Origin of the sequence: Bifidobacterium sp. UTBIF-78 (assembly GCF_006408945.1) — a bacterium.
GTDB lineage: Bacteria > Actinomycetota > Actinomycetes > Actinomycetales > Bifidobacteriaceae > Bifidobacterium > Bifidobacterium myosotis.
The window spans coordinates 36,011-48,799 of sequence record NZ_JFAO01000012.1 but is presented as its reverse complement, the minus strand read 5'-3'; the positions used below and the strand labels follow the sequence as shown (position 1 = coordinate 48,799).

Annotated in this window: 11 protein-coding genes; 4 read left to right on the top strand and 7 right to left on the bottom strand. The window is 61.3% G+C overall.

The window, feature by feature from the left end:
* Nucleotides 1-367: 367 nt before the first annotated feature.
* The 7 genes from BG22_RS03550 to rpmB all read right to left on the bottom strand — a co-directional run bounded on the left by BG22_RS03550 (nucleotide 368) and on the right by rpmB (nucleotide 4,028).
* Nucleotides 368-1,984: a metal ABC transporter solute-binding protein, Zn/Mn family gene (locus tag BG22_RS03550; protein ID WP_140493280.1), complete on the bottom strand. Its 1,617-nt coding sequence runs from the start codon at nucleotides 1,982-1,984 to the stop codon at nucleotides 368-370.
* Between the two features lie 298 nt (nucleotides 1,985-2,282).
* The gene (gene rpmF / locus BG22_RS03545; RefSeq protein WP_094667360.1) at nucleotides 2,283-2,450 is read right to left on the bottom strand and encodes a 50S ribosomal protein L32; all 168 of its coding nucleotides are present in this window, start codon (nucleotides 2,448-2,450) and stop codon (nucleotides 2,283-2,285) included.
* Nucleotides 2,450-2,572 (bottom strand): 50S ribosomal protein L36, encoded by a 123-nt coding sequence (locus BG22_RS03540; RefSeq protein ID WP_003813936.1) that lies wholly within the window; start codon nucleotides 2,570-2,572, stop codon nucleotides 2,450-2,452. The genes rpmF and BG22_RS03540 overlap by 1 nt, the downstream gene beginning before the upstream one ends.
* A gap of 40 nt (nucleotides 2,573-2,612) precedes the next feature.
* Nucleotides 2,613-2,870: a type B 50S ribosomal protein L31 gene (locus BG22_RS03535; RefSeq protein WP_140493277.1), complete on the bottom strand. Its 258-nt coding sequence runs from the start codon at nucleotides 2,868-2,870 to the stop codon at nucleotides 2,613-2,615.
* A 69-nt stretch (nucleotides 2,871-2,939) separates the two neighbouring features.
* Complete coding sequence (gene rpsN, locus BG22_RS03530; RefSeq protein WP_140493274.1) at nucleotides 2,940-3,245, bottom strand: 30S ribosomal protein S14; 306 nt, start codon at nucleotides 3,243-3,245, stop codon at nucleotides 2,940-2,942.
* Between the two features lie 208 nt (nucleotides 3,246-3,453).
* Nucleotides 3,454-3,624: a 50S ribosomal protein L33 gene (gene rpmG, locus BG22_RS03525; RefSeq protein WP_044089945.1), complete on the bottom strand. Its 171-nt coding sequence runs from the start codon at nucleotides 3,622-3,624 to the stop codon at nucleotides 3,454-3,456.
* Between the two features lie 164 nt (nucleotides 3,625-3,788).
* The gene (gene rpmB, locus BG22_RS03520) at nucleotides 3,789-4,028 is read right to left on the bottom strand and encodes a 50S ribosomal protein L28 (RefSeq protein WP_140493271.1); all 240 of its coding nucleotides are present in this window, start codon (nucleotides 4,026-4,028) and stop codon (nucleotides 3,789-3,791) included.
* Between the two features lie 21 nt (nucleotides 4,029-4,049).
* Between rpmB and BG22_RS11085 the strand changes: the two genes are divergently transcribed.
* The 4 genes from BG22_RS11085 (at nucleotide 4,050) to BG22_RS03495 (ending at nucleotide 12,723) form a co-directional block, all read left to right on the top strand.
* Entirely contained in the window at nucleotides 4,050-5,219 is a 1,170-nt protein-coding gene (locus BG22_RS11085; protein ID WP_258186187.1) for a hypothetical protein, read from the top strand.
* Nucleotides 5,220-5,511: 292 nt separating this feature from the next.
* Nucleotides 5,512-6,441: a metal ABC transporter solute-binding protein gene (locus BG22_RS03505; RefSeq protein WP_140493268.1), complete on the top strand. Its 930-nt coding sequence runs from the start codon at nucleotides 5,512-5,514 to the stop codon at nucleotides 6,439-6,441.
* A gap of 526 nt (nucleotides 6,442-6,967) precedes the next feature.
* Nucleotides 6,968-9,040, top strand: a complete 2,073-nt coding sequence (locus tag BG22_RS03500) for an LTA synthase family protein (RefSeq protein ID WP_140493265.1) — start codon at nucleotides 6,968-6,970, stop codon at nucleotides 9,038-9,040.
* An 815-nt stretch (nucleotides 9,041-9,855) separates the two neighbouring features.
* Nucleotides 9,856-12,723, top strand: a complete 2,868-nt coding sequence (locus tag BG22_RS03495) for a glycoside hydrolase family 2 TIM barrel-domain containing protein (RefSeq protein ID WP_181163354.1) — start codon at nucleotides 9,856-9,858, stop codon at nucleotides 12,721-12,723.
* The last annotated feature ends 66 nt before the right edge of the window (nucleotides 12,724-12,789 follow it).

Here is a 12,789-nt window from a genome sequence, read left to right as displayed (position 1 = left end):
CCGGACGCTTGGAACCGACTTAGCGTCTGGTACCAGTCAAAAAGAATGACACATGACCGAAAACGGACGCGGCGAGCCAAGCAGATAGCCGGGACATCGGTTCTCGCGGTGAGAAGGTGGCCTCGTCCCCGACGACACCCACCGCAAGATTGCCATCAGTTCTCGCAGTGAGGGGGTGCCGTGCTGGAGTGTTCGGATGAATGGTACTGGAGTCGCGGCCTGCATTGATGGGCTGGATGAATGGCGTGGATTCACGGTTCCGGATGATTCGTCCGGACGATTCGTCCGGACGATCCGGGCAATTCATCCGAGTGAGCCGGTGTGCCGCGTGCGGCGTCCCCAGCCTGATACGGCACACCGCCGCCTATCAGTGCGCCAGCATCTCGGTGGCCACTTCCGCCTTGCTCATGGATGCCGGGTAGTAGGTGGGCCAGTTGTCCATCTCCTTAAGGGTCTCCTCTTGGGAGTCGTCGCCCATGAAGATGTGGAAGTGTGCGGATTTGCCCGGCGCGATGCCGTGGTCGGAGAACTGCACGATCTTCGGTGCGCCTGCGGGCACGTCACCGGTGGCGGTGAACAGGAACCGCACGCCGCGGTTGCCCTTGGCGTAGTCGAGGATCTTGAATCCATCGTACTTGTAGGTCGCGGTCGCGGTCGTGCCGCCACGGGTGAAGCTCATCTGGTCGCCCTTGATGGCGATTTTGTCCACGTCGGTCTTGTAGCCGGTGTCGTAGTACTGCTTGTACTCCTCGGCGGTCATGTCGCCCTTCTTGGCCTTCGCCTCCATCACGGAGTCGAGTGTGCCGTCCTGAAGGTACGGGTATACGGACTGCCATTCGCCTTCGTAGTCGGCGAGCGTGCGATCCTTGACGTCCTGTGTGAGGAAGAAACCGTTCATGGTGTCGGTGGCCAGCGCCTGCTTGGCGATCAGGGTGAGCCAGCCGAGCAGCGTCTTCTGATTCTCGGGTAGCTGTTCGGTGGCGGAGATGATCGTCTTGTTGCTGGAGATCGCGGCTTCGTTGAGCTTCTTGGCGAAGCCACCCATCTCCTGCGGGTTGACGACGAGGATGTCCACGTTGTCGCTGGCGACGATGTCCATCGCGTTCTTGAGGTCGGCGGCGGACGGCTCAGACTCACTGTTCATCGCGTTGGTGTAGGTTTCGGGGGTCTTGTCGGTCGCGCCGATGTAATCGAGCAGGTAGCTGATGATCGACTCGGTGGCCACATAGTTGCGTTGCACCCCTGCGGCCCGGCCCTTGTTCACGAGGGCGACGAAGTCGGCGTACTCGCCGTTCCACTCGTTGAAGTGGCGCTGTACGGTGGCGGCGGTCTTCGAGTTCTCTCCGGCCTTGGTCACGTAGGCGTCGTTGATCGCCTCGGCGGCCTTGAGCACGCCTTCGGGGCTGAACCACACATGGGGGTTCGTGGAGCCGTGATGATGATGGTGGCCTTCCTCGCCTTCCTCATGCTCGTGTGAGTGCTCCTCGGTGGCGGTGATGCCCATGAGGTCGCCCACGTTCACGATGGTCTGCTTGTCCGGGTTAAGCTGAGCCTTTTCCGCCCAGCCGTCGTATCCGGCACCGTTGAGCACTACGATGTCGGCCTTGGCGAGCTTCGCGAGGTCCGAGGCGGTGGCCTCGTAATCATGCGGATCGGCGGAGGTCGAGTTGATCAGCGAGGTGACTTCGGCACAGGAGCCGCCGAGTTGCTCGGCAAGCGAACCCCACTGATTCACCGAGGCGACCACGGTGAATGTCGTGTCGCAGGAATCCTCAGCCGTCGCCGTGGTGCTGCCGCCGGGTTCACCGCCGGACGTCTGGCCTTGTCTTGCGTAGGCGAATCCACCGACAATGCCGCCGGCAAGCAGCGCGCCGACGCAGAATGCGGCGATGCTGGCGATGACCGGTGTATGGCGGCTGCCGATGGTTGCGCGAGCGTCGGGATTGGTTTCGGGCGTGGGCTGGCTAGCGTTTGGGTTAGTCATGGTTGGGCTTTCTACCTGATTGTTTTGATTATTCAGTTTCTGGGTGTGCTCTGTTTCAACGGTCGGCCCTTGCGGGCGAATTTTGGGGGAGAGCCGTATATGTCCGGCGACTCCTACGGAGAGATGCTCGTATGCCGGCTTGCGGCAGGTTCTGCCATGTCTATGGGCAGTTCGGATAATGTCCGACGTCGAGGCTGTTCGTGGCATTCCCGGCCCTTGCTAGGGGAGTCGCTCGCAAAGTGAGTCTTGAGGGATATCCAATTCGTCAACACATTTCCGACGCAGGACACGCGGGACGCTAGGGTTTCATATACCCTTTCCGTACGGCTGCGGCCAGATTCTGGGGAACTTGGACGACTTCGCCTTCCGGTGTGGTGACCGTGGCCAACTGTGGGACTTTCGCCTTCCAATTGGCTCGGCGCGAGCGGGTGTGCGACCGTGAGGTCCGGTATTTCGGCAGTGCCATCAGCCTTGCCTCGCTTTCCAATGCGGATTCTTCTTATTGATGACGTACAGATGTCCGCGGCGCCGGACGACATAGGAGCCGTCCTTACGAGCCAGCGATCGAATGGAGGATTTGACTTTCATGGTGTTGCTTTCGTGGTTGTAGTGAGATGGTGGGCCTCGGTTATTTCCGGCCGTACCGCTCGTGGAACTTCTGAACCTGGCCTGCGGTGTCGAGCACGACGTTCCTGCCGGTGTAGAAGGGATGGCTGTAGCAGGACACCTCCACGCTGACGAGCGGGTAGGTGTTGCCGTCCTCCCATGTGATGCTTGGCAGGCTTTTCGCCTTGGCGGCCAGCGTTGATTTGGTCAGGATGTACTTGTCGGCTGAGCGGTCGTAGAAGACCACAGGGCCGTATTCGGGGTGGATGCCTTGTTGCATTAGTTAGCGCTCCTTGGTTGTTGCGGTGATTGCATTGGCTGTTTGTCTATTGCGTGCGATTGCCGGCGGTCACCAGCTTGATTTCACTACGCCGGGCAATTCGCCCTTATGCGCCTTTTCGCGCAGATTGATGCGCGAAAGCCCGAACTTGCGGTTGAAGGCTCGCGGCCGCCCGTCGATGGAGTCCCGGTTACGCAGGCGGGTCGGGCTGGCGTCGCGGGGGAGCGCATGCAGTTTACGCATCGCCTCGGCGCGTTCCTCGGGCGACAGGTGCGGGCTGACGCTGTCCCGCTTGTATTGCGCTCGCCGTTCGGCGTATTTCGCCACGATGCGTTCGCGCTGCATTTGTCGGTTGATTTTGCTGGTTTTGGCCATTGGTGGCTCCTTGGGAATGTGCGGATTCATTTCTTAGGCAGATTTCTTGTTACTTAGGCGCCTCGCTACCATGCCGCGCTCGGTCGATGCCTGTATTCTCGCGGTTTTTGCGTATGCGGTTCTGCGGTGGATGTGCCTAGGAAACGCAGAATCTGCAGAATCTGCCTAAGAAACGGCGGCATAGTGGATGTAAAGGGCGAGGGGTCTTCTAACGCGATTCTCGGAAGACGACGCGTCTGCGCACCACCGGGTCGAACTTCAGCAGTTCGAGTCGGTCCGGCGTGTTGCGTCGGTTCTTGCGGGTCGTGTAGGTGAAGCCGGTCCCCGCCGTGGACTTAAGGGTGATGACCGGTCTGATCTCCGATGATTTGCTTGACATGATGCTTCGACTGCTTTCTATTGGATGTTTGTTAGTTGCATTTCAGGTGTTTGTCTGATGGCTGCTGGGTGCCTAATGGTTTCCTGCCGAGTGCGCATCGCAGGGCTGATGAGCGTCGCCCGCGTCGAGCAGCCAGTGTCTGCCGAGCGAGTATCGGGCGCGAGTCATCGGTTGACGTTCTGGTTGCGGCGGATGCGAGCGAGCGCCGCTTCGATGCCGATGCGGTCGATGGTCTTCATGCCTTTGACGCTCACGGTGAGCGTGACGGTGTGCCCCAGCGAGGGGACCCAATACCTCTTCGTTTGCAGATTCGGCGAGAAGGTTCGTTTGGTTTTTCGATGCGAATGGGAGACGCGATTGCCGGTGGAGGCATGCGTGCCCAGGATTTGACATTGTTTGGACATGATTGCAGACTATACACCATAATGATAACCATTATCAAAAAAAGGAAGGTTGTTATGGTTCATCCGGTATTGCAATCATTGGGAAACGCGGAGCGCGGCACTGGCGTGCCGGTGGTGCTGCTCACCGGGGTGGATCGGCTCAGTCTTGATGCCGTTGCGTTTTCGTTGGCTGATTCCTGTCCGTCCGTGTGCTCGATCACGTACGATGTGCGGCCGAATGCTGCCGTCGAGTCCGGGCTGGATATCGTGCGTATGGTTACTCGGCCGCACGTTAACGGTCTGGCGTTCGGGGAGACCGACTCGTTCGGTTTGGAGGAATGCTGCATGAGCTGCACGGTGAAGCACGACGTCGGGCGCGTGTTGGAATCGATGTGCTCGGCGTTATTGTCGGGGCCATCAGAGTTGCCGGAATCTTCGGGATTTTCGGGATTTTCGGAATCGGGCTCTGCGGAGGTTGGGGAGTCCTTGTCGCCTGCGGGAACCGGGGAATTCGGCGTCTTGGCGGGCGTCGGTGTGGGGAAGGAGTCGACGTCGGGAAACAGCGAGGGTGAATCGTCGGATATTGCAGATGCCGCAGACGCGGCGGATGCGGCGGACACGACGGATGCGGCGGACGCAACGGGATACCGCGTATACGACGGACACGGCGAACGCGGTGAGGGTCAGCAAGGCGCACCGTCGGGCGCTGGGAAAAACGTCGCACCGTCGGAATCGATGCCGGCGCCTATGCCTGCGGCGTTTCTGATTTCGCTGCCGGTCGGGCTCGAGGGTGCGCCGGTGGCGCAGTATCTGTCTGATCTGTTCGATCTCGATGACTGGGGTATGCCGCTGTATGTGGGAGACGTCGCCAATGTGGTGGGCCTCGATGAGTTCGAGGAATGGTTCTTCGATGACGACCGACTGTGCCTGTATGGCCTAGGCGGTCCGGGTGAAGAAGATGCCGTCTATGATGAACGGTCCACTGGGGCCGTAGTGTCCCGCCTGATTCGGGAGGCGTCCTGCATACTCGAGTTGCCGGTGGTGGGCGCGGGGTGCCTGTCCCGGCATTTGGATGCGGCTGGAGAGTGCCGTTGTCGAGAGATCATCCGTGCCGTGGCCGAGCCGGATGCGGTGGTGTATGAGGATGCGCGGGCGGCGGGAATCCGCGATTTGCCGCATTGTTCCGTCAGCATGAAGATGTCCATGCGGTGATGGTGGCGGTTTCGTGTTCGATTGCGGTGGGACGTGGTGACACGCCGCCTACTAATGCAAATGATAATAATTCTCGATATGTGTTATGCTCAGGTGCTGGAAATCGACCGATCCATGCGGATGCATGACACGGATGCATAACGCGGAGGCGGGTGGCGTGAGAGCGCAGCCGCCTCGTGAGAAACGCGAAGAGCGAAACGTTTGACGCAATATCTCCGGCAGCACGACTCGCGCGCATCGGCCAGCATCCGATGGAACAGTCCAACCGAACCCATCAGAGAGGAAACCCATCATGTCCATCATGTCCAACGCCAAGCGTGCAATCGCGGCGGTCGCGGCCGCCGCGGCACTGTTCTCCATGGCCGCCTGCGGCTCTGGCGATTCTTCCAGTACGGCCAAATCTGACGCCGCCGACGCTTCACAGGCCTCCGGCAAGATCGAGGTCGTGGCATCCATTAATCAGTGGGGCTCTGTGGCCGCCGACCTTGGCGGCGACAACGTCGAGGTCACCAACATCATGACCAAGACCAACGTCGAAGCGCATGACTATGAGCCCACTGCCGCGGACGTGGCCAAGTTCGGTTCGGCCCAGGTGGCCGTGGCCAACGGCGCTGACTACGACCCGTGGGCGTCCAAGGCGGCCGGGTCCACCAATGCCACGCTGGTCGACGCCGCCGAGACCGCCGGCATCAAGGAGGGCGACAACCCGCACGTCTGGTTCTCCGCCGAGGTTCGTTCCTCCACCGCCGACGCCATCACCGCCGCCTACCAGAAGGCCGACCCCGCCCACAAGGACGACTACGCCAAGCTCAACGAGGATTGGCACGCCAAGGAGGACAAGCTCGAGTCCAAGATCAAGGAGACGTCCGCCAAGACCGCGAACCTGCCGTATGCCGCCACCGAATCCGTGGCGTGGTACCTGGCCGACGACCTCAAGATGACCGACGCCACGCCGAAGGGGTATGCGCAGGCCTCCGCCAACGAGAGCGAGCCGACCCCGGCCGACATCAAGGACTTCCAGGACGCGCTCAAGGCCGGTTCCATCAAGATGTTGGTCTTCAACTCCCAGGAGGCCAACTCCACCACCGATCAGATCACGGGCGCCGCCAAGGACGCCAACGTGCCGGTCGTGGAGCTCACCGAGCAGATGCCCGCCGAATACGACAACCTGTTGGATTGGATGGACGCGCTCGTTGACCAGTTCTCCGCAGCGGTGAAGTAGACGGAAGAGACGCGCTAATGTGCCACGTCAGAAATTCGTTGATTATATTTTCGGCTCCCCTTGTTGGCAGCGTGCGAGCCGACAGGCGAGCTAGCAGAACACGCGTGTAGCGCGTCCGTAATTGTAGGACGAGCTGGCCCGCGAAGGCAGGACTGCGGTGTAGTCAATTCGTCGACGAATTTCTGACGCGGGATATTAGGCGAAAGTCAGCAGGTTCGGGAATGCGGAATCCATCCGTGATTTGAAGACGCTTCGCTCGGCCGATATGGGTGGCCAGATCATTGTGCCGCCGATAATCCGGGTCATGTTCAGGGTGCTTCGGGATCATCCCGAGGCACCCTTTGCGTTAAGGTTGCTTGAGCATGAATGGACGGTAAACGGCACAGGGTCCCGCAACCGGGGCCAGTGTCCCCGCAACCGGGGCCAATAGTTAGGGAACCGTGAGGAAACCGGGAGAAACATTGATTCTCCAAGGTTCGGCAACGACAATATGCGACTGGACAAGCATCACAGGACAAGCAGGCGAATGAGCGAAAACACCAGTAACACCACATCGAAGTTCCGTTGGCGGCTCTGGACGAATCGGGCCGAGGCGGACGAGGTCACCCCGAAGCACCCGCACAAGCCATTTCCCGGTTGGCTGTACGGTGTGCTGTTCGTCGTATTCGACATCATCGCCGTGGCCGCGCTGGAGGTGGGCGTCTCGACCAGCTCCACCCGCGTGCAGCTCTCCAGCCCGGACGTCGGCTTCAACTTCGTGAGCAAGATGTGGCTCGAAGGCAACTTCGTGTTCCTGCTCAACGTGCTGCTGGTCGGCCTGCTGTACCTCATGCTGCTCATGCTGTGCAACCGGTTCTGGGTCGCCAGCGCGGTGATCGTGGGCATGGCGATTTCCGTGGCATCCATCGAGCATTTCAAGATCGAGATTCGCTACGAGGCCATTCTGCCCGCGGACCTCAACTTCCTCGGCTCCAATACGGGCAATATGCTCACGTTTATCCCGGCGGGCGCCCATGTGACCATCCTCGTGGCACTTGCGGTATTCGCGGCATTGCTGGCTTTGATTCTGGCGCTGCGCCATCTCGACGGGCGCAACGGCCGTATGCTGCGTTCGAGCAATCTCGGCCTGAACCTCGGCGTGCGACTGCTCGTCATGCTGCTCGCGCTGCTTGGATTCTCCCTGTATTGCATGCAGGTGAGCACCACCGACTCGTGGGCCAACAAGTTCTCGCATGCGATGGGCGACAAGCCGTCCATGTGGGATTCGGTGTACGACGCGCAGCGCAACGGTCCGCTCGTCGCCTTCACGCGCCAGCTCAACCCGAAGGTCATGGACAAGCCGGACGACTATTCCGAGGAGACCATGAAGCAGGTGGCCGCGCGTTACAAGAAAGCCGCCGAGAAGCTCAATGCGGACCGCAGCAACGATCTCAACGACTCCACCGTGGTCTACGTGCTGTCCGAATCGTTCTCCGATCCCAGCCGAGTGCCGGGGCTCAAGGTGAACAAGGACTCCATGCCCAACATCCGCAAGATCAAGGAGTCCACCACCTCCGGCCTCATGCTTTCCTCGGGCTACGGCGGCGGTACGGCCAACCTCGAGTACATGGGGCTTACAGGCCTGTCCATGGCCAATTTCGACTCCTCGCTGACCAGTCCGTACCAGCAGCTCGTGCCCACCGAGCACTGGACGCCGACCGTCAACCAGCTGTGGGGCGCGCCGGCCAACTCGCTTGGCTACCATCCGTACGAATCCAGCATGTATTCGCGCGCCACGAACTACAAGAAGTTCGGCTTCTCGCACTTCTACACGCTTACCGGTCCGGACGTGATCAAGTATCAGGACAAGATCGACGAGTCGCCGTACGTGTCCGACAAGGCCACCTACGATTCCGCGCTCGAGGGCATCAAGGACGGCACCGCGAACAAGTTCATCCAGATCATCACGATGCAGAACCACATGCCCTATCACGAGTGGTATGAGAACAACGATTTCACCGCCGAATCCACCACGGGCACGCCGCTCGAAAAGGACGAACAGGAGTCGATCGAGACCTACCAGAAGGGCGCGTCGATCACCGATCAGGCCACTCAGGAGTTCCTGAACGAACTCGACAAGCTGGACAAGCCCGTCACCGTGGTCTTCTACGGCGACCATCTGCCGGGCATCTACTCCTCGGCCAGCGAGGACGAGAACAATTCGCTCGCCCTGCATCTGACCGACTACTTCATCTGGTCCAACAAGGCCTCCGGCACTCAGGGCAACAAGGCGGATGACGCGGACTACTCCTCGCCGAACTTCTTCGTGGCCCAGGCCGCCGAGCATATGAATGCGAAGGTCTCGCCGTTCCTCGCCTTCCTGACGCAGATGCACTCCAAGATCGCCGCCATGGAACCGCCCGTGGTCAACAAGATCCAGGGATGGGACCGCATCCCCGAAGGTCAGAGCATCTATCTCGACCAGTCCGGCAACCCCATGTCCGAGGCCGATTTCGACGACGAGACCAAGCAGCTCCTCGCTGACTACAAGCTCATCCAGTACGACATCACCACCGGCAAAAACTACCTCAAAGACACCGATTTCATGACACTGCCGTAAAGCGGACAACCCAGTGGGTTGTCCGTAGGCAGTGTGGCGAGCCGACAGGCGAATCAGCAAAGCGCGGGCGAAGCCCGTCCGTAATTGCAGTGCCGCTGCCGTAAAGCGGACAACCCAGTGCTGAGCCGTTAAGCGGACAACCCGGTGGGTTGTCCGTAGGTGAGGGGAGCGGCTATGCCGCGACGGAAATCCGGAGGATTTCGGTTTGTAGGCAGTGTGGCGAGCCGTGAGGCGAGTCGACAGGCGAGCCAGCAGAGCGCGGGCGGAGCCTGTTGGTGTGCTTCTTGGCTCCCCGTGTCATGGGAGCTGGCCCGGCGGGCCTGAGAGGTAGTTGTTTGTCCATCGAGTTACGGGTATGAGCCTGCTCGCCGTTGCGGAAGCACTGTCATTATCTCCGTGTGCGGTATGAAACGGCGAAATCACGGTTTTTGTGGTGTTGTACCGCGCTGTTGCGGTACAACACTTGCTGCAATCGTTGTCTTCACATGTCGTACCGCGGCAGCGCAAAGAGAATCGTTGCAATTCCGCCATTCCTGCACGAGTATCCGAATCGGCGGCCGCGGCACGCGTGGTACGATACGCGAAAAACGTCGATAATCACGGATCGTACCGCGCCGATACGTACACGATACGAAATATCGGGCCTTTTCCGTCTGTTGTACCGCACACGCGCCACGCACATGCCCCGCACACATGCACACATGCGTACACGCCGCCGCACATAGGCGGTTCTGCGCACAGGTGCCGGGACAAGCACCGCACAAGCATTGCGTACCGCACCGCCGCACCGGCACATGGCGACCTACAATAAAGCCATGCAACGCATCGACGTGAATCATCATTGGCAATTTCGTTCAATCGATGGGGGATCGTGGCAGTCAATCACCCTGCCGCACGATGCGATGATTCACGAACGCCGCGACCCGCACACCGCCAACGGCTACAACACCGGCTATTACCCCGGCGGCAGCTACGAGTACCGCACGGTGATGCACTTCGCCTCCGAGCCGCCCGCCGCGTGCCTGCTCGAATTCGAGGGCGTCTACCCCGACGCCACCGTGCTGGTCAACAACGAACCCGCGGGCACGCTCACCTACGGCTACGGCGATTACTACCTCGACATCGCCAATCTGGTCCGGCACGGTGCCAACACGCTGACCGTGCTGGTGGACAACACCCGAATCCCCAACTCCCGCTGGTACTCCGGCTCCGGCATCTTCCGCCCGGTTTGGCTATGGGTCACGGATGCGAAGGGCACGTCCGCCGCCGATACAGACGCTAACGCATCCGGCATGCCTGATTCGTCCGGTCCGTCCGTTGCATATGCCGCATCCGACGTGATTCGTCCGGACGGAGTCCGCATCAGCACCGTTTCCCTCCCGGATGCCGCCGAAGTATCTCACGACGATTCAGCCACCGTCGCCGTCGAACTCGACCAGCCGATTGCCGCGAACCAGTACCTGTGGACGACGATTATGGATGATTCCGGCACCACGGTCGCGCAGTTCCGTGGGGTAACCGGCATCATCCCGCACGCGCGGCCCTGGTCGCCGGAATCGCCGGTGCTGTACGCCGCGCGAATCGCGCTGTACGGGACCGATGATGACGATGATTCCGGTGACAACGATGGCAGCACCATCAACAATGCCCACAATACCGGTACGCTGCTCGACACCCACACCGAACGTTTCGGCATACGCACGCTCGCCTGCGATGCGACGCACGGTCTCCGGCTCAACGGCAAACGTGTGCTGCTCAACGGCGGCTGCGTGCACCACGACAACGGCATCCTTGGCGTGGCCACCTTTCCGCAGGCCGAATATCGTCGCGCCCGCATCATGAGGGAGCAGGGCTTCAACGCCGTCCGCTCGGCCCACAACCCGCTGTCGAAGGCATTCCTCGATGCGTGCGACGAGGTGGGGCTTTTGGTCATGGACGAGGCGTTCGACATGTGGTGGATGCACAAGACCTCCTATGATTACGCCTCCTCCTTCCGTGACCATTACGCCAGTGATCTGGCCGCGATGGTGCGCAAGGACCGCAATCACCCAAGCGTGGTGCTGTATTCCATCGGCAACGAGATCGCGGACACCAAATCGCCGCGTGCGGCCGAAGCCGCCCGGTCGATGCGTTCGATCATCCGATCGCTGGACCCGAGTCGGCCAGTCATCGATTGTGTGAATCCGATTTCACTGTCGCTGGCCGCCCGCACCAAGGCCGGCATGGACGAGCATGATGCCAAAGTGGAGGGCGAGCCGGGCCTCAACACCACGCTCGAACATGCCTCCGGACCGATCCTGCTCACCATGATCGACCGGCTCATGCCGCTTGCGCTGCGCACCGGCGTTATGGACCGGCAGACCAACGCCGTGTTCGGCGAGGTCGATGTGGCGGGGCTCAACTACTGTCGTGAGGGGCCGGAGTACTTCCACCGCGTCCATCCCGAGCGCGTGTTCTGCGCGAGTGAGACCTATCCGCAGGAAATCGCCTTCACCTGGCCGGCCATGTGCCGACTGCCCTATCTCATCGGCGACTTCGTGTGGACCGGCTGGGACTACATCGGCGAGGCGTCGGTCAGCGCCTGGGCCTATGCGAATCCGGAACCGGACGGCTGGATGCGCGAGTACGGTGACCACATGGCGCTCCGCGGGCGGCTCACCGGGCCGTACCGCCGGTATCCGGGATTGCTCGGCGGCTCCGGACTCATCGACATCACCGGTCGGGCGACCGGACAGATGCTGTACCGGCAGATCGTCACCGGCGTGCGTCGCCGACCCGCCATCACTATACGGCCGATGCAGCTGCTGTACGGCGACGGCGCGACGAGACCCGGACGCACCGCGCGATTCATCGAACGCGGACATGACGGCGTGGCCAGCTGGTCCTGGGCCGGCTACGAAGGACGCGACGCTCTGGTGGAGGTGTATTCCGGCGGACGGCACGTTCGGCTGCTGCTTGATGGTCGTGAAATCGGCATGGCGCCGGTGTACCGGTGCATGGCGCGGTTCCGCGTGCCGTACGAGCCGGGGGAGTTGACGGCCGTGGCCTACGATGCCGCCGGGCGCGAGCTTGGACGGGATACGTTGGTGTCGGCTCAGGCTGATGAGATGGTGGTGACCACGAGCGTTGAGCGCGTGCCGAACCCGTATCCGAAGAACGATCCGCGCTGGGACGATACGGAATTGGTGTTCGAATCCATCGCCCTGACCGACGCGCGTGGGGTGGTCCATGTGACCGATGACCGTCGCATCACGGTGATTGGTGACGGATGCGAGGCAGCGTCGCATGATTCATCGCAGGGGCTGTTCCGTGAGTCGGCGAGTGAGTCGGTGAATGAGACGGTGGCGAACCCGCCGATTGCGGCGGAACCGGTACGGCCGGCGGGCGCGTCGCCGTGTGATGCACTGCGTGAGTCACTGCGCGTGTCGCCGCGTGAGGTATCGCATGAGGCACGGGACATGTCCGGTGCCTCCGGGACCGGGACGCCACGCGAGTCGTCTCGTGACATGCCCGCGTATGCCTGCTCCAACGCCCAACTGCTCGGCGTGGCCAGCGCCAATCCCATCACGGCCGACGAGCTCGCCGGCAATTCCTGTACCACCTATTTCGGACGCGCCCAAGCCATCTGGCGGGTGCCCGCCGGTACCCCGATCCGTTCGCATGTCATCGTGGACCCGACGTGATGGCGCGGTGCGATGGTTGGGCGTGACGATGTGGTGTGATGGTGCGGTGAGGCATCCGCCTTCGGC